The following is a 17,953-nucleotide window of genomic DNA, read 5'->3' as shown; positions in this document are numbered from 1 at the left end:
CAGATGCTGAATTAGCATATCGAGAGGGCCGCAGGACCCTGCTCCGACGATCGGTCGCGCGGCGGCTCGCCGCACCAACGGCTCAGGCGGCGGGAAGTTCGACCCAGAACGTGGCCCCCTGGCCCGGTGCGGACGTCACGCCGATGCGGCCGTGCTGCAGTTCGACCAGCCGGCGCGCCAGCGCCAGGCCGATGCCGTGGCCTTCGATGGTCGAGCGCTCCAGACCCAGACGGTTGAACGGCTCGAACAGTTGGGTCTGCTTCTCGGGCGACAGGCCCGGTCCGCGGTCGCGGACCTCGATCCGCACGACGTCGGGGGTGCTCGTTAGGACATAGCGGACCTCACCCCCTGAAGCGCCGTACTTCACGGCGTTGGAGGTGAGATTGTCCAGCACCTGGGCCAGCCGCTGGCTGTCGGCCTGGGCCACCAGCGTCTTGTGCTCGGCGTCCACCTCCAGCTTGATCGCGCCGGTCTCGGGGCGGACCGCCCATGATCGCCGGAGGTCCTGAACGATGCCCACAACGTCGGTCGGGCGAAGCTGGACGGAGACGGCGCCGGCCTCGGCGCGCGCCACGTCAAGAAGGTCATGCGCCAGCGCCTCGACCTGACGCGCGGTCTTGACCAGCATGGTGGCCATCTCGGCCTGGGTGGGGGTGACCGGACCCAGCTGGCCCGACGACCACAGGTCGCCAATGCCGATCACGCCCCCGATCGGGCTCTTGATCTCGTGCGCGACGTTGGCGAGCAGCCGCGACTTGGCGCCCGAGGCGGCCTCGGCGCGACGCCGGCCGGCCTCCGCCGCCTGGGCCAGCCGGTCCCGTTCCTCCAGCACGGATGAGACCAACAGGGTCGGCAGACAGCCCAGCACGACGAACAGCTGACACACCATGACCTGCTCGGATCGGGTCAGGCCGCCGTCGATGGTGAAGGGGCCGTGGCCGTGCATCGTCAGCCCGACCGCGATGATGGCCACCATGGCCAGGGCGAAGGTGGCGCCCAGCAGGCGCAGGCGGACGGCGGCGAGGATCAGCAGAGGGGTCAGCAGGAAGCTGATCGGCGCCTGGCTTTGCCAGAACAGGGTCACCGTCGCGGCGCCGAGCCCGATCTGGAGCGCGATGGTCTCCAGCAGACGCAGCGGACGTCGCAGCGTCCGCAGGCGCTGGCGCGTGAGGCTCATGGCGAACGGCGTCAAGATCGCGAAGCCCAGGGCGTGGCCGAACCACCAAGTCTGGAACGTCTCCGCGAAGGCCTGACCCTGGACGTAGGTCAGATAGGTGGTCGCGAACAGACCGGCGGGAATCGGCGCCAGCACGGCGGCGCACAGGAGGAAGCGGCTCGCGCCCTCGACGGTGCTGAACGGGTCCAGGCTGGAGAAGCGCCGGATCAGCACCAGGGCGGTGACGATCTCGATCAGCTGCGCCGTGGTGAACATCAGCGTGAGCGCCGCGTCGTTCCCGGCCATCAGCTCGCCGGCGGCGACCCCGACGGTGATCAGCCCACCGAAGGCCAGGTCGAAGGCGCGACCCTTGCCGCCCCGCAGCCAGCACGCCACGGCGAACGCCGACGCGCCCCACAGCGCCGCGACCAGACCGGCCGACCGCGCGAGGGTGATGCCGAAGAACACGAGCGCGGCGAGGGTGAGGACGATCAGCAGCGGCGTGGTCGGCCGCGCGAACATCTCCATGCCCTCGGGAAGGCGCGGCGCGGCCCTGACGGGCCGTTCGAGCGGTCGGCTCACCGGCATCGTTTCGAGGTCGAGCGTACGGGGCGAACGCATGGGAGGTTCCTGAACTCCCCTGGTCGTTAGCGCGCCTCTCCTAACATCCGCTGAAGGACATCTACCCTAGGTGGACATCAGTCTGCCAAAGGCCTCGACCGCCGCGGCCGGTCCTTCCGGGTGGGTCCAGACCCCGGCGCTGACGGCCAGGAAATCCGCGCCGGCCTCGATCAGAACGGGCGCGTTCGCGACGGTGACGCCGCCGATCGCGACCGACGGAATCTCCATGGTCTCGCGCCAGATGGTCAGGATCTCCGGGTCGGGCCTGTGGCTCGTCGCCTTGGTCGAGGTGGGGAAGAAGGCGCCGAAGGCGATGTAGTCCGCCCCGGCTTCCCCCGCCTCCATGGCCAGGTGCCGGCTGTCGTGACATGTCGCGCCGATCATGAAGCCCCGGCCGAGGATCCGGCGCGCCTGGGCCACCGGCATGTCGTCCTGACCGAGATGAACCCCGTCGCAGCCGGTCTGCTGGGCGAGGTCGGGGCGGTCGTTGAGGATCACGGCCACGCCCCGGTCCTGGGCGATCGGCCGCAGCAGATCGACGGCACGGCGCAGGGTGTCGTCGTCGGCCGGCTTGAGGCGGATCTGCAGCGCCGCCACGGGGCCCGCGTCCAGCGCGGCCCTCAGCGACTCCGCGAAGTCGGCCGGGTTACGCAGCGACGGCGGCGTGACGAGATAGAGCTGGCAGCGCGGGTCCGACATGCCCCTGCCGTGCGCGGTCGTTCGGCACGGGTCAAGAGCCAAGCCCTTGCGCGGTCGCCGCTTCTCTGACGTGATCCGCGGCCTTCGGCGTCGGTGAAGGAGCGTTGCGCATGGCGGTGGTCGAACTCTCGGGGGTCAGCAAGCGCTTCGGCGAGACCGCGGTGCTGGACCGCGTCGACCTTCGCGTCGAGGACGGCGAGGCGGTGGTGTTCGTGGGCCCCTCCGGCTGTGGGAAGTCGACGCTGCTGCGCCTGATCGCGGGCCTGGACGACCCCACCGACGGGGCGATCGCCATCGGGGGACGGGACGTATCGGACGTCAGCCCGGCGGAGCGCGGCGTGGCGATGGTGTTCCAGTCCTACGCGCTCTACCCGCACCTCAGCGTCTACGAGAACATGGCGTTCGCGCTGCGTCTGGCGAAGCGGCCGCAGGCGGAGGTCGATCAGGCGGTGAGGGCGGCCGCGGAGGTGCTGTCGATCTCGCACCTGCTCGACCGCAAGCCGAAAGCCCTGTCTGGCGGCCAGCGCCAGCGGGTGGCGATCGGCCGGGCCATCGTGCGCAGCCCCGAGGTGTTCCTGTTCGACGAGCCGCTGTCGAACCTGGACGCCGAGCTGCGCGGCCGGATGCGCTATGAGTTCGCGCGCCTGCACCAGCAGCTGGGCCGCACCATGATCTACGTCACCCACGACCAGGTCGAGGCGATGACCCTGGCGGACCGCATCGTGGTCCTGTCCGGCGGGCGGGTGCAGCAGGTCGGCGCGCCCATGGAGCTGTACCAGCGGCCGGTGAACCGGTTCGTCGCCGGCTTCATCGGCAATCCGGCCATGAACATGCTGCCGGGTCGGCTGGTCGAGGCGACCGCGGACCTGGCGACCGTCGAGCTGGACGGCGGCGTCCGGGTCACGGCGGCGGTCGATGCGCACGCCGCGTCGCGCGGCGACGAGGTCACCCTGGGCGTGCGGCCCGAAGCCTGGGCGATCGGGGAGGGGGAGAACGCCCTGACCCTGCCGGTGCGATTCGTCGAGGCGCTGGGCGGCGCGACCTATGCCTATCTGGACGCGGGCGACGGCGAGGGGCGGCTGGTGGTGCAGGCGCCGGCCGACGCGCGCATCGTCGCCGCGGAGCCGTTGACGGTGAGATTTTCGTCGGCCGACGCCCATCTGTTCGGACGCGACGATCTCGCCTTCCCGCGCCGTCTGAATCACTAAGCCAAGGAAAGCTTTGCTGTAATTGCGGCGGGGGTGCGGCGGAATAGGCCCTTGCCGAAAACGGTTACATCGGTCATGTAACCGCTTACTCGCGACAAAAGACCGGCCAAAAAGGCTGGCGGCGCAACTGGGGAGAGGCGAAATTGCGGCAGTCCAAGGGTGCGCAGGGCGTTGACGGCGCGTCGGCCAAGGCGCCCACGATCCGCGACGTGGCCAGGGTGGCCGGCGTGTCCGTGGCGTCGGTGTCGCGCGTGCTCAACGGCCTGGGCCCGGTGACCGAGCACACGCGCCGCAAGGTCTTCGACGCCGCCGCCGAGCTTCGCTACGTGCCCCACAGCGGCGCCCGCAGCCTGTCCACCAGCCGGACCGACACGGTCGGCGTGATCCTGCCGGACCTGTTCGGAGAGTTCTTCTCGGAGCTGATCCGGGGCCTGGACGTCGCCGCGCGCGAACGCGGGCTGCACCTGCTGGTGTCGAGCTCGCACGACCACGCCGACGACGCCGCCGCCGCCGTCAGGAACCTGCGCGGGCGCGTGGACGGGCTGATCGTCATGTCGCCGCACCTGGCGTCCGCCAACCTCGCGGCCAGCCTGGTCGGCAATCTGCCGACCCTGACGCTGAACGGCGCGCTGGACGACGAAACCCAGCCGTCCATCGTGGTCGACAACCACGGCGGGGCCGCGGAGGCGACGCGTCACCTGATCGCCGGCGGCCGTCGCTCCATCGCCCATATCGCCGGCCCGGCAGGCAACCTGGAGGCCGAGGCCCGTCTGGCCGGCTATCTCGAGGCGATGGCCGACGCTGGCCTGCCGTCGCGGGTGATCGACGGCGATTTCGACCAGGCCTCGGGCCACCGCGCCGGGCGCGTGCTGGCGAGCGAGGCCGAACGGCCGGACGCGGTCTTCGCCGGCAACGACATGATGGCGGTGGGCGCGCTCCTGGCGTTCCGGGAGGCCGGGCTGCGCTGCCCCCAGGACGTGGCCCTGTGCGGCTTCGACGACGTGCCGATCGCCGCGCTCGTCAGCCCGGGCCTGACCACCATGAGGATCAGCATCGCCGACGTCGGCCGCCGCGCCCTGGGGCGCCTGGCCGACCGCATCGGCGGCGCTGCGACGGGCCAGCAGCCCATGCGTGAGATCGTGCGGCCGCAGTTGGTCGCACGCGAGTCCAGTCTTTCAGCCGGCGATATCGGGGCGACAGCATCCCGGGCCGCCGATCCAGTCTCTCAGGGAGGAGCAAGATGACCAAGTTCAACGGAAAGGCCGCGCGTCTCGCCTGCGCTTCGGCTCTGGCCGTGGCCGCCTCGATGGCGTTCGCGGGCATGGCGGCGGCGCAAACCGCCACCGGCACCCTCAGGGGTCAGATCACCGAGGGCGGCGTCGCCGAGGCCGGCGGGGTGATCACCGCCACCGAGGTCGCCACCGGCTACGTCTCGCGCAGCAACGTCGACGCCCAGGGCCGCTACGTGCTTCCGGGCCTGCGCCCGGGCACCTACACCGTCAGCGTCACCTCGGGCGACGGCCAGACGGCCAGCCAGACCGTCACGGTCGGCCTGGGCCAGACCGGCACCCTGAACCTCGACGTCGCCGCGGCCTCGACGGCCGACGCCGGCGTGACGACCGTCGACGAGATCATCGTCCGCGCCGAGCGCGTGGTGGAGGTGCGGACCTCGGAGGTGGCCACCAACGTCACCAGACAGCAGATCAACGACCTGCCGCAGATCAACCGTAACTTCCTGAACTTCGCCGCCCTGGCTCCCAGCCTGGTGGTGCGTGAGGACCCGGCTGAGCGGACCATCTACGCCGGCGCCCAGTCGGCCAACGCGGTGAACGTCTTCATCGACGGCGCCAACCAGAAGTCCAACATCCTCGACGGCGGGATCGCCGGTCAGGACGACAACCGCGGCAACCCGTTCCCGCAGGCCGCCGTGGCCGAGTTCCGGGTGCTGAGCCAAAACTTCAAGGCCGAGTACGAACAGGCCGGATCGGCCGTCATCACGTCGGTGACGCGCTCAGGAACAAACGACTTCACCGGCGAGATCTTCGGCTTCTACTCCGATACCGACTGGTACACCCAGAACGTCTTCTCCGAGCGTCGTGGCGAGCCCAAGCCGCAGCTGGACCGCGAGCAGTGGGGCGCCGCGTTCGGCGGGCCGATCATCGAGGACAGGCTCCACTACTTCCTCTCTTACGAGCGCAAGGACGAGACGCGGGCGAGCACCGTCAACCTTAACCAGAACGTGGCGCAGTACACCCCGTTGTTCGAGGACGAGCTCGGCACGTTCGAGGCCCCGTTCGAACAGGATCTCTTCTTCGGCAAGCTGTCCTGGCAGATCGACGACCGCCAGCGCCTTGACCTGAGCGCCACCTACAACAGCGCCACGGATATCCGTGATTTCGGCGGCGTGAACGCGTTCAGCCGCGCCAACGAGGTCAATCAGGACGTCAGCAACGTCGTCCTGCGCCACACCTACCAGGGCGACAACTTCCTGAACGAGTTCTCGATCGACTGGTTCTTCAACGAATACAATCCCCAAGCGGTCAACTTCGATCTCTCGGGCGAGAACTACGTCATCTATCGTGACGCGACGGCCGGCGGCGCCTTCAACTTCGACTACAATCAGGTCCAGGCGACGGTCTTCAACCTGGGCGGCGGTACGAACAATCAGGAAATCCGGGACGAGGCGCTCACCTTCCGCAACGACCTGACCCTCTACGGGCTGGAGTGGAACGGCAGCCACACCATCAAAATGGGCGTGCGCTATTCCGCCCGGGACTACTATGTCCAGAAGTTCTTCAACCGGAACCCGCAGTTCCGCTACGACATCGAGGCCCGCCCGGAAATCTTCGGATCCTCGGCGATCCCGACCCAGGTCTCGCTGAACCTGCCGACCGATCCGGCCGACGTGTCGAACAACACCTTCGGCATCTACATCCAGGACGATTGGCAGATCACCGACAAGCTGGAGCTCAACCTCGGCATCCGCTGGGATTACGAGGACAACGCCGCCAACGCCGACTGGGTCACGCCGGACTCGATCCGCGGCGTGCTGGCCGCTTTCGAGACGGTCGCGGCCTATGATCCGCCGGTCGATGTCAACGACTATATCTCCGACGGCGACCGCGACGCCTTCATGGGGGCCATTCAGCCCCGGGTCGGCTTCAGCTACGACTGGTTCGGCGACGAGAGCACGGTTCTGTTCGGGGGCGCCGGCCGCTACTATGACCGGATCGGCTTCAACTTCGCCTTCTCGGAACGGTTCTCGCCCTTCAACCTGTCGCGGACGATCTACTTCTCGCCCTCCGGCGGGACGTTCGGCGGGCGGACCGATACGGTCGCTTGGGACCCGAGTTATCTGGATCGCGAAAATCTCGACACCCTGCTGGCCGGCACCCAGGGACGTGGCGAAATCTTCCTGGTGAAGAACGACGCGCCGGTGCCCTTCACCGACCAGTTCAACCTTGGCGTTCGTCAGCGGTTCGGCGATATCCAGACGGCGTTGACCTTCGCCTACTCGCACACCCAGGACGAGTTCGGCTGGTACCGTCTGAACGTCAACAGCTCGAACCAGCTCGTCGCCCGTCCGTCGCAGTTCACAAACCCGGCGACGGGCCAGCCCTACGCGTTCAACGACAGCGTCTTCTACTCGGACCACAATCGCGAGCGGAAGTACAAGGCGATCTACCTGACGGTCGACCGTCCGTTCCGCGACGGTTACGGCTTCAACGTGGCCTACACCTACGCCGAGGGCGAGCAGAACGGCAGCCGTGATCAGGGTCTGGGCGCCTTCGACTTCGACTACGCGACCCTGGATCAAAGTCCCTGGTTCAACACGCCGGGTGTCGAGCGTCACCGTATCGTCGCCTCGGGCACCGTGGCGCTGCCGGCGGACTTCCGCCTGTCAGGCATCCTGACCCTGGGTTCTGGACGCCCCTACACGGTGTTCAACTGCCCGACGCCGGCGGCGCCGGGTCCGAACATCTGCTGGTTCGATCAGTTCCCGGAGAAGGAGAACTTCATCATCCCGAACGCCTTCGCCTTCCGCCAGCTGGACCTGCGTCTGACGAAGACGTTCGAGACCTTCGAGGGCCACAACCTCGACCTGATCCTCGACGCCATCAACATCTTCGACTTCAAGAACTACTCCGGCTTCGATCAGAACTTCACCAGCGCCAACTTCGGTCGCCCGACAGCGGTGTTCTCGCCGCAGCGGACGTTCCAGGTGGGCCTGCGCTACAGCTGGTAACCCGCTCCTGAGCCCCTTGGCCGCCCTCGCTCGCGGGGGCGGCCGCCTTTTTTCTGTTCGCTTACCAGAGGCAGGATGCCCTTGATGGACCGCCGCGCCTTCCTTCTTTCCTCCGCCGCCCTCGCGGCCTCCGCCGGCGCCCTGTCGGCCTGCGCGACGAGCGGCGCCTTCGCCGGCGTCGATGTGGATCCCGACGTCCATGAGGTGCAGGAACGCACGTTCCGCTGGATGTGGGACGTCACCCCGCACGAGACCGGCCTGACGCCGGACCGCTGGCCGACCGAGAGCTTCTGCTCCGTCGCCGCCGTGGGTTTCGCCCTGACCTCCTGGCCCGTCGGCGTGGAGCGGGGCTGGATCACGCGCGATCAGGCGCGCGAGCGCACGCTGAACACGCTGCGCTTCTTCCACGACTTGCCCCAGGGACCCGAGCCGACCGGCGTCGGGGGGTACAAGGGCTTCTTCTATCATTTCCTCGACATGAGGACGGGCCATCGCTTCGCCCGCACCGAGCTGTCGACGGTGGACACTGCGCTGCTGATCGGCGGCATGCTGTTCGCCGCGCGCTATTTCGACGGCGCCGACCCTGCCGAGGCCGAGATCCGGCGGCTGGCTCAGGCCATCTACGACCGGGTGGAGTGGGACTGGGTCGTCGTGCGGCCCAACCGCATCTCCATGGGCTGGCATCCGGAGACCGGCTTCATCGAGGCCGACTGGCACGTGTACAACGAGGGCATGATCGTCCTGCTGCTGGCCATGGGCAGCCGCACCCATCCGCTTGGCAAGGCGATCTGGGATGAGTGGTGCTCGGTCTACGATCGCAGCTGGGGCGCCGAATGGGGCGAGCCGCACCTGCAGTTCGCGCCGCTGTTTGGCCACCAGTACAGCCACATGTGGGTCGACTTCCGCGGCATCCGCGACGCCTTCATGCGCGCCAAGTCCGCCGAGCTGGGCGTGGCGTTCGACTACTTCGAGAACAGCCGCCGCGCGACCTACGCCCAGCGCGAGTACGCCATCCAGAACCCCGGCGGCTGGGTGGGCTATTCGGGCGAGGTCTGGGGCTTGACCGCCTGCGACGGGCCGGGGGACTTCCGCCAGACGATCGCCGGGCGCGAGCGGCAGTTCTTCAGCTATTCGGCGCGCGGCCCGGGCGACCGGGACGACGGGACGCTCGCGCCCACGGCCGCGATCGGGGCCATGCCCTTCGCGCCGGAGATCGTCACGCCGTGCCTGAAGGCGATGAAGGCGATCTATCCGGCGGTCTATACCCGCTACGGCTTCCTGGATTCGTTCAATCCGACCCTGACGGAGCGCGAAGGGCCGCTGCTGCACGGGCGCGTCGTGCCGGGGACCGGCTGGATCGACGGCGACTATCTGGGCATCGACCAGGGGCCGATCATCATCATGATCGAGAACCACCGCTCGGACCTGGTCTGGCGGCACATGCGGGGCGAGCCGAACCTGACGCGCGGGCTGAAGGTCGCTGGCTTCACGGGCGGGTGGCTGGACCAGGCATGATCGACGGGCGGCCGCATCGCAGATATGCGCTCGGTCTTCTAGCCGCCGGGGCCACGGCGGCCGCCTGCTCGCCGCGCGCCCGGGACGGGGTCACGCGTCTGAGCTTCTGGGCCATGGGCAACGAGGCGACCAATGTCCCGCAGCTGCTGCCCGAGTTCCACCGGCTGCACCCCGACGTCGAGGTGACGGTGCAGGCCCTGCCGTGGACCGCCGCGCACCAGAAGCTGCTGACCGCCTATGCGGGCGACTCGCTGCCGGACGTGAGCCAGGTGGGCAACACCTGGGTCTCGGAGATGGCCGCGATCGGCGCCATCAGCCCGCTGCCGCGCTCGGCGTCGGACCTGCTGTCGGACCAGTTCGAGGCGGTGCTGGACACCAACACCATCGACGGCCGGCCGGTGGCGACGCCATGGTACGTGGACACGCGCCTGCTGTTCTATCGCACCGATCTGCTGGCCGAGGCGGGCCATGAGGCGCCCGCCGTCACCTGGGCCGACTGGAAGGCGCAGATGCTCGACATCAAGCGCCTGGTCGGGCCTGACCGTTACGCGATCCTGTTGCCGCTCAACGAATTCGAGCAGCTTCTGACGCTGGGGCTTCAGGGAAATCAACCCTTGCTTCGCGACGAGGGCACGCGGGGGAATTTCTCCAGCGCCTCGTTCGTGGCGGCGCTAGCCTTTTACAAGAGCCTGTTCGACGAGGGGCTGGCCCCGGTCGCTTCGGCCAGCCAGATCTCCAACGTCTGGACCGAGTTCCAGCGCGGCTGGTTCAGCTTCTACTTCTCCGGGCCGTGGACCATCGGCGACTTCCGCCGGCGCCTGCCGCCGGAGACGGAATGGATGACCGCCGGCGTGCCCGGGCCGATCGGACCCGGGGCCTCCGCGCCCGGCGGATCGTCGCTGGTGGTCTATCGCTCCTCGCCCAATCAGGACGCGGCCTGGCGGCTGGTGCGCTATCTGTCCGAGCCGTCGGTGCAGGCGCGCTTCAACGGCATCACTGGCAACCTGCCGGCCCGGCAGAGCGCCTGGTCCGCGCCCACGGTGGCGAACGATCCGATGCTCCAGCCCTTCCGCGCACAGCTGGCCCGCGCCGAGGCCGTGCCGAAGGTGCCGGAGTGGGAGCGTATCGTCACCGAGATGCAGATCGTGGCCGAGCGCATGGTGCGGGGCGAGCACACGCCCGAGGCCGCCGCCGCCGAGATCGACCGCCGCACCGACCGCCTGCTGGAAAAGCGCCGCTGGATGCTGGAGCGGGACGCATGAGCGGACTGGTCCTCACCCGACAAAGGGAACGCGCCGCCTGGGGCTTCGTCGCCCCGGCGATGATCGCGATCGGCCTGTTCTTCGTGATCCCGGTCGTTTCGGCGCTGCTGCTCAGCCTGACCGACTTCGACATCTACGCGCTGGCGGATCTGTCGAACCTCAGGTTCGTAGGCCTGCAGAACTATGAGCGGCTGCTCGGCAATCCGCTGTTCTGGGGCGCGCTGCGTAACACGGCGCTGTTCGCGGTGATCGGCGTGCCGCTGACGGTCGGGGCGTCGCTGGTCGCGGCGCTGGCGCTGAACGCGCGGGTGGTGAAGTGGCGCCCGGTCTGGCGGGTGGTGTTCTTCGCGCCCTTCGTGACCACGCTCGTGGCCACGGCGGTGCTGTGGAACTACCTGCTGAACACCCGCTACGGCGTGATCAACTGGGCGATCACCTCGGTCGGTCTGCCCGCCGTCGACTGGCTTGGGAACCCGCAGACGTCGATCCCGGCGATCCTGATGTTCGTGGTGTGGAAGACCTTCGGCTACAACATGCTGATCTTTCTGGCGGTTCTGCAGACCGTGCCGGACGACCTGCACGAGGCGGCGCGCATCGACGGGGCCGGGGCGTGGATGCGCTTCCGCCATGTGACGCTGCCGGCCATCGCGCCGACGTTCCTCCTGGTGTCGATCATCTCGGTGGCGAGCTTCTTCCAGCTGTTCGCCGAGCCCTATGTGATGACCCAAGGCGGGCCGGCCCAGTCCACCGTGACGGTGCTCTACTTCATGTACGAAGAGGGCTTCAAATGGTGGAATCTCGGCTCCGCCTCGGCCGTCGCCTTCATCCTGTTCCTGATCATCCTGGCGGTGACGCTGGTGCAGCTGGCGGTCGCGCGGCGGTTGGGGGCCTACCAATGAAGCCCCGCGCCATCCTGCTGAACCTGGCCGTGGCGGCGATCGGACTGATCGTGCTGTTCCCGCTGGCCTGGATGGTGTCGGTCAGCTTCATGTCCACGGGCGAGGCCGCGACCTTCCCGCCGCCGCTGCTGCCGACGCGCCCGACGCTGGAGCACTATCGCGACCTGTTCGTCACCCGGGGGATGGGGCGCTACCTGTGGAACAGCTTCGCCCTGGCGTCGCTGGCGACGCTTCTGGCGCTCGCCTTCACGGTGCCCGCCGGCTACGCCTTCGCCAAGCTGAGGTTCAGGGGCCGCGAGCGCCTGTTCCAGTTCCTGGTCGCGGCGCTGGTCGTCCCCGCCCAGATCGGCACCCTGCCGCTGTTCCTGATGCTGAAGGGGATGGGGCTGGTGAACACCTACGCCGGCGCGCTGGTGCCGTGGCTGGCGTCGATCTTCGGCCTGTTCCTGATCCGCCAGTACGCCCTGTCGATCCCCGACGAGATGCTGGAGGCCGCCCGTCTGGACGGCGCGACGGAGGGGCAGATCTTCCGCCGGGTGGTGCTGCCGAACCTGACCCCGATCCTCATCACGCTCGCGCTGTTCGTATTCCTGGGCAGCTGGAACGACTTCCTGTGGCCTTTGATCATCCTGACGGACCAGTCGAACTACACCCTGCCGGTGGCCCTGGCGGCCCTGTCGCGCGAGCACGTGCAGGACATCGAGATGATGATGGCGGGCGCGGTGATCACGGTGGCGCCGGTGCTGATCCTCTTCCTGGCCCTGCAGCGTTTCTACATCCGGGGGATGCTGGCGGGGAGCGTGAAAGGATGATGATGCGCGCCCTGGCGATCCTCCTGATCTGGGCCCTGACGGCCCTGCCTTCCGTCGCCCAGACCCGTCTGCTGGACGGGTTCGAGAGCCTGTCGGACTGGCGCGCCGACGCCTCCACCGACGTCAGCTCGGCCATCTCGCAGGTCGGGGGCGCGGATGGTCAGGCGATGCGGCTGACCTATGACTTCAACGGCCGGTCGGGCTACGCCTTCGCGGCGCGACTGATCGACGTGGCTGTGCCGGAGAACTACGAGATCCGGTTCAAGGTGCGTGGCGAGGGCCTGTCGAACACCTTCGAGATCAAGTTCACCGACGCGGGCGCGGAGAACGTCCACTGGCGCCAGATCCGCGACTGGACCCCGCCGTCGGACTGGACCGAGGTGGTCATCCGCCGCCGCCAGATCACCTGGGCCTGGGGGCCCGACCCGGATCGCACCTTCCGGGGCGCGGAGCGGATGGAGTTCGTGGTCGTCGCCGACCAGGGCGGGGCCGGCTTCATCGAGATCGACGACCTGACGATCCGCGAGCTGCCGCCGGAGCCGAGCGTGCCGCCGCGCCCGGTCGCCTCGGCGACGAGCACGGATGGAGACTTCGCGGCGTCGCGCGCCGTCGACGACGATGTCCAGAGCGCCTGGCGATCCGAGGGGCAGGGGGCGCAGAGCCTGACGCTCGACCTGGGTTACGAGCGGGAGTTCGGGGGTCTTACGCTGCAATGGGCGCCGAACGGAGCGGCCTCGGCCTATAGGATCATGGCGTCGTCGGACCGGGAGACCTGGCGCGAGATCGCGCGGGTGCGCGACGGCGACGGCGGGACCGACTGGCTGCGGGCGCCCGATAGCTCGGCCCGCTGGCTGAGGCTGGATCTGGAAAGGGGCCAGGCGGCGCGGGAGGGCCAGCAGATGGGCGCGGGCCAGCGGCTCGGCGCCGGGGCCGACGCGGCCTATGTCCTGCGGGACGTTCGGATCGAGCCGATCGCGTTCGGCGAGACGCCCACGACTTTCATGCTGGAGGTGGCGGCCGATAGCCGGCGGGGGACCTATCCGCGCGGCTTTCACGGGGAGCAGCCCTACTGGACCCTGGTCGGCGTCGACGGGGGCGGGGAGAGCGCCCTGATCGGCGAGGACGGGGTGGTGGAGCTGCGCCGGGCCGGGCCGTCGATCGAGCCCTTCGTCATCGACAACGGGCGGGTCGTCAGCTGGGCCGACGTCGACATCGCGCAGAGCCTGAAGGACGGCGACCTGCCGATCCCGACCGTGACATGGACCGCCGACGACTGGCGTCTGGAGATCACGGCGCTGGCGGACGGGCAGCCGGAGCGGGCGCAACTTTGGACCCGCTATCGCCTGACCAACACGAGCCCCCGGCCGGTCCGGCTGACGCTGGCGCTCGCCGCGCGGCCGTTCCAGGTCAACGGGCCGCGCCAATTCCTGGCCGTTCCGGGAGGGGTCGGGCCGATCGAGCAGATGCAGTGGAACGGCGCGACGCTGATCCTGAACGACGGCATCCGCATCAATCCTCTGGTCGCCCCCGACGGCGTGATCGCCTCGACCTTCGAGGCGGGCGCCGATCCCCAGGCGCTGTTCGCTTCGGCGCGCGTCCGTTCGGCGTCGGAGCCGCTGGTGGAGTCCGACGCCTCCAGCCTGATGGCCGGCGGCCTGACGTTCGACGTGGAGCTTCAGCCCGGCCAGACCCGAACCTTCGGCTTCATGAGCCCGCTGTCGGGCGGCGCGCCGGACATGGTGCCGGTCGGTTCGGTCGAGGCCGCGTGGGACACGGTGGAACAGCGCGTGGCCGCCGAATGGCGGGAGAAACTGGACCGGTTCGACCTGATCTTGCCGCCCCAGGCGCAGCGGATCGAGGACGTCATGCGCTCTTCGCTGGCCCACATGCTGATGTCGCGGCAGGGGCCGGTGCTGCAGCCGGGCACGCGCAGCTACAACCGCTCCTGGATCCGCGACGGGGCCATGATGGCCGAGGGGCTGAACCGGCTGGGCCACGCCGACCTCTCGGCGGCCTATCTGGACTGGTACACGCCCTATCTCTTCGACAACGGCAAGGTGCCCTGCTGCGTGGACCGGCGTGGCGCCGACCCGGTGCCGGAGAACGACAGCCACGGCGAGTATGTGTTCCTGGCGGCCGAAACCTATCGCTACACCGGCGACCGGGAGCTGCTGCGCCGGGCGTGGCCGGGCGTGCAGGGCGCGATCCGCTACATGGACCAGCTGCGCGCCGAAACACGCACGCCTGCGAACCAGACGCCGGAGACGAGACATCTCTACGGGCTTCTGCCGCCGTCGATCAGCCATGAGGGATATTCGGACAAGCCGGCCTATTCGTACTGGGACGACTTCTGGGGCCTGCTCGGCTACCGCGAGGCGATCTATGTCGCCGAACAGCTCGGCGAGACCGACGCGGCCGAGGCGTTCCGCCGCTCCGAGGCGGAGTTCGCCGCCGATGTGATGGCAAGTATCCTGGCCACGGCCGAGCATCACGGCATCGACTGGATCGCTGGCGCCGCCGACCGGGGCGACTTCGACGCCACCTCGACCACCATCGCCCTGTCGCCCGGCGGGCTGCAGGCCGAGCTGCCGCAGGACCTACTGCGGAACACCTTCGACCGCTGGTGGGCCAACTTCGAGGCGCGGCTGTCGAACCGCGCGGAATGGGCCGACTACACGCCTTATGAGCTGAGGAACGTCGGCGCCCTGGTTCGGCTGGGACGGCGGGATCAGGCCGTCGCGGCGCTCGACTTCTATTTCAGCGATATGCGGCCCCGGCCCTGGAACGGCTGGGCCGAGGTGGTGGGACGCCATCTGCGCGAGCCGCGCTTCATCGGCGACATGCCCCACGCCTGGATCAGCTCCGACTACATCCGCTCGGCGCTGGACCTGCTGGTTTACGAGCGCGCGCAGGACCAGGCGCTGGTGCTGGCCGCCGGCGTGCCCGAGGCGTGGCTGGACGGGGAGGGCGTCGGCGTGGAGAACGTACGCACGCCCTATGGTGCGTTGACCTATCGTCTGCGCCGCACCGACGGCGGGCTGGAGCTGACGGTGGAGGGCGCCGCCCCGCCCGGCGGCTTCGTCCTGCCCTGGCCTTTGGAATCCACGGCGCTTTCCGCCACGTTCGACGGACGTCCCCTCAGCCCCAGGGACGGCGCCTTCACCCTTTCGACCCCAGGACGGCTGGTGGTTCTGACCCGATGATCTTCGCCCGAGTGACGCCCATGACCCACGACTGGAGTTCGCCATGCCCGACCGTCCCGCCCTCAACCTCGACCGGCGGAGCGTTCTGATGGGCGCGAGCGCATTGGCCATCGCTATGACCGCGCCCCCCGTCCGGGCCAGCGCGGCGGACGAGGCGCGGATCGAGGACCTGATCCGGCGGATGACGTTGGAGGAGAAGGCCGGTCAGCTGACCATCATGCCCGACCTGTCGCGCGCCGGCGCCTTCGCCAACGCCAATCCCACTCAGTTGGCGGAACGGGCCGAGATCCTGGACCAGGTGCGCGACGGCGAAGTCGGCGGCCTGTTCAACGGGGTCGGCGCGGCGGGTGCGCGCGAGCTGCAGCGGATCGCGGTGGAGGAGAGCCGGCTGAAGATCCCGCTGATCTTCGGGGCCGACATCATCCACGGCTACAAGACCGTGTTCCCGATCCCGCTGGGCGAGAGCGCCAGCTTCGAGCCGGAGTTGGCCGAGCGCACCGCCCGCTACGCGGCGATCGAGGCGTCGGCGGCGGGGTTGCACTGGACCTTCGCGCCCATGGTGGACGTGGCGCGGGACCAGCGCTGGGGCCGGGTTGCCGAGGGCGCCGGCGAGGACGTGCACCTGGGCTGCGTCTTCGCCGCGGCGCGGGTCAAGGGCTTCCAGGGGCCGGACCTGCTGGCCGACGACTCCATGCTGGCCTGCCCGAAGCACTTCGCCGCCTATGGCGCGGTGACCGGCGGCATGGACTACGCCAGCGCCGACATCCCGGAGACGACGCTGCGCGAGGTGCACCTGCCGCCGTTCGTCGCCGCCTTTGAGGCCGGGGCGCTGACGGTGATGAGCGCCTTCAACGACATCGCCGGCGTCCCCGCCAGCGGCAGCCGCAAGCTGATGACCGACATGCTGCGCGGCGAGATGGGCTTCGACGGCTTCGTGGTCTCGGACTACACCGCCGATATGGAGCTGATCGCGCACGGCTATGCCGCCGACGCGCCGGACGCGACGCTGAAGGCCCTCTATGCGGGCGTCGACATGAGCATGGCGTCTGGCTTCTACCGCGACCACGTGCCGGACCTGGTCCGGTCGGGGCGGCTGAGCGAGGCCGTGGTCGACGAGGCGGTGCGGCGGCTGCTGCGCATCAAGGCGGTGATCGGCCTGTTCGACAACCCGTACCGTTCGCTGGACCCGGCGCGGGAGGAGGCGGGCGCCGCCCCCGCCGACATCCGTGCCCTGGGCCGCGAGGCGGGGCGCAAGTCGATCGTGATGCTGAGGAACGAGGGCGACCTGCTGCCCCTTTCCAAGGACCGGCGCCTGGCGTTGATCGGCCCGTTCGGCGCGGACGAGGACAATCTGTTCGGCCCCTGGGCCTGGCTCGGCGGCAAGGAGAACGTGGTCAGCCTCGAGGCCGGCCTGCGCGCGGCCGGCGCCACCTTCACGACAGTGAAGGGTTCCGACGTCGAGGCGCCGATCGACGGCGGGATCGAAGCCGCGGTGCGGGCGGCCCAAGCGGCGGACGTGGTGCTGCTGGCCGTCGGCGAGACCCAGAACATGTCCGGCGAGGCCCAGTCGCGCATCGACATCGGCCTGCCCGCGCCGCAACAGGCGCTGGCGGAAGCCGTGATCGCCACCGGCAAGCCGGTGGTGGTGCTGCTCAGGCACGGACGGGCGCTGGCGATCGAGGGTGCGGTGCGCGAGGCCCAGGCCATTCTGGCGACCTGGTTCCTGGGGTCGGAGACAGGCCATTCCATCGCCGACATCCTTTTCGGCGAGCACGCGCCCAGCGGCCGCCTGCCGGTCAGCTTCCCGCAGGCCTCGGGCCAGCAGCCCTATTTCTACAACCATCGCCGGACCGGCCGCCCGCAGCTGACGCCGGAGGGGGCGGAGTACAAGGCGCGCTATCGCGAGGTCACGCACGAGGCGCTGTATCCGTTCGGCTTCGGCCTGACCTACACCCGCTTCGAGTACGGCCCGGTCGAGCTGAGCGCGGCGCGGATGAACGCCGACGGATCGGTGACGGCGCGCTGCCGGATCACCAATGTGGGCGGGCGCGAGGGCGAGGAAGTCGCCCAGCTCTATGTCCACGACCGGGTCGCGAGCCTGGCCCGGCCGGTGCGCGAGCTGAAGGACTTCCGCAAGGTGCGACTGGCGCCCGGCCAGTCCATCACGGTGGAGTTCACCATCGGCCGCGATCACCTGGCCTTCGTCAATCCGGACCTGCGCCGGGTGGCCGAGCCGGGCGAGTTCGACGTCTGGATCGCGCCCTCCGCCGTGGCGGGCGAGCCGGTCACCCTGACCTTGGCTTGACCGGACGCCGAATGCGATCGACGCGTC

Annotated in this window: 11 protein-coding genes; 9 read left to right on the top strand and 2 right to left on the bottom strand. The window is 69.3% G+C overall.

Annotated elements, in window-relative coordinates; translation table 11 throughout:
• Positions 1 to 82 precede the first annotated feature (82 nt).
• Positions 83 to 1,777: a sensor histidine kinase gene (locus ACFFGE_RS04355; RefSeq protein WP_446680614.1), complete on the bottom strand. Its 1,695-nt coding sequence runs from the start codon at positions 1,775 to 1,777 to the stop codon at positions 83 to 85.
• Between the two features lie 66 nt (positions 1,778 to 1,843).
• The gene (gene thiE / locus ACFFGE_RS04350) at positions 1,844 to 2,476 is read right to left on the bottom strand and encodes a thiamine phosphate synthase (protein WP_376834651.1); all 633 of its coding nucleotides are present in this window, start codon (positions 2,474 to 2,476) and stop codon (positions 1,844 to 1,846) included.
• A 110-nt stretch (positions 2,477 to 2,586) separates the two neighbouring features.
• Between thiE and ACFFGE_RS04345 the strand changes: the two genes are divergently transcribed.
• The 9 genes from ACFFGE_RS04345 (at position 2,587) to ACFFGE_RS04305 (ending at position 17,926) form a co-directional block, all read left to right on the top strand.
• Positions 2,587 to 3,684: an ABC transporter ATP-binding protein gene (locus ACFFGE_RS04345; RefSeq protein ID WP_376834649.1), complete on the top strand. Its 1,098-nt coding sequence runs from the start codon at positions 2,587 to 2,589 to the stop codon at positions 3,682 to 3,684.
• Positions 3,685 to 3,827: 143 nt separating this feature from the next.
• Positions 3,828 to 4,928: a LacI family DNA-binding transcriptional regulator gene (locus tag ACFFGE_RS04340; protein WP_376834647.1), complete on the top strand. Its 1,101-nt coding sequence runs from the start codon at positions 3,828 to 3,830 to the stop codon at positions 4,926 to 4,928.
• Positions 4,925 to 7,930, top strand: coding sequence for a TonB-dependent receptor (locus tag ACFFGE_RS04335; protein WP_376834645.1), 3,006 nt, complete (start codon positions 4,925 to 4,927; stop codon positions 7,928 to 7,930). Before ACFFGE_RS04340 ends, ACFFGE_RS04335 begins: the two co-directional genes overlap by 4 nt.
• A gap of 84 nt (positions 7,931 to 8,014) precedes the next feature.
• On the top strand, positions 8,015 to 9,445 hold the full coding sequence (locus ACFFGE_RS04330) for a glucoamylase family protein (RefSeq protein ID WP_376834643.1): 1,431 nt from the start codon (positions 8,015 to 8,017) through the stop codon (positions 9,443 to 9,445).
• Positions 9,442 to 10,707 carry a sugar ABC transporter substrate-binding protein gene (locus ACFFGE_RS04325; RefSeq protein ID WP_376834641.1) on the top strand — a complete coding sequence of 422 codons (1,266 nt, stop codon included), beginning with the start codon at positions 9,442 to 9,444 and terminating at the stop codon, positions 10,705 to 10,707. Before ACFFGE_RS04330 ends, ACFFGE_RS04325 begins: the two co-directional genes overlap by 4 nt.
• Positions 10,704 to 11,606, top strand: coding sequence for a carbohydrate ABC transporter permease (locus ACFFGE_RS04320; protein ID WP_376834639.1), 903 nt, complete (start codon positions 10,704 to 10,706; stop codon positions 11,604 to 11,606). Before ACFFGE_RS04325 ends, ACFFGE_RS04320 begins: the two co-directional genes overlap by 4 nt.
• Positions 11,603 to 12,418 carry a carbohydrate ABC transporter permease gene (locus tag ACFFGE_RS04315; protein WP_376834637.1) on the top strand — a complete coding sequence of 272 codons (816 nt, stop codon included), beginning with the start codon at positions 11,603 to 11,605 and terminating at the stop codon, positions 12,416 to 12,418. Before ACFFGE_RS04320 ends, ACFFGE_RS04315 begins: the two co-directional genes overlap by 4 nt.
• Positions 12,419 to 12,420: 2 nt before the next feature.
• Complete coding sequence (locus tag ACFFGE_RS04310; protein ID WP_376834635.1) at positions 12,421 to 15,621, top strand: discoidin domain-containing protein; 3,201 nt, start codon at positions 12,421 to 12,423, stop codon at positions 15,619 to 15,621.
• A gap of 43 nt (positions 15,622 to 15,664) precedes the next feature.
• Positions 15,665 to 17,926 (top strand): glycoside hydrolase family 3 N-terminal domain-containing protein, encoded by a 2,262-nt coding sequence (locus ACFFGE_RS04305; protein ID WP_376834633.1) that lies wholly within the window; start codon positions 15,665 to 15,667, stop codon positions 17,924 to 17,926.
• Positions 17,927 to 17,953: the final 27 nt, after the last annotated feature.

The sequence above is a fragment of the Brevundimonas balnearis genome (assembly GCF_042434805.1).
GTDB classification, from domain to species: Bacteria; Pseudomonadota; Alphaproteobacteria; order Caulobacterales; family Caulobacteraceae; genus Brevundimonas; species Brevundimonas balnearis.
This window is presented reverse-complemented; position numbering and strand designations above follow the sequence as displayed.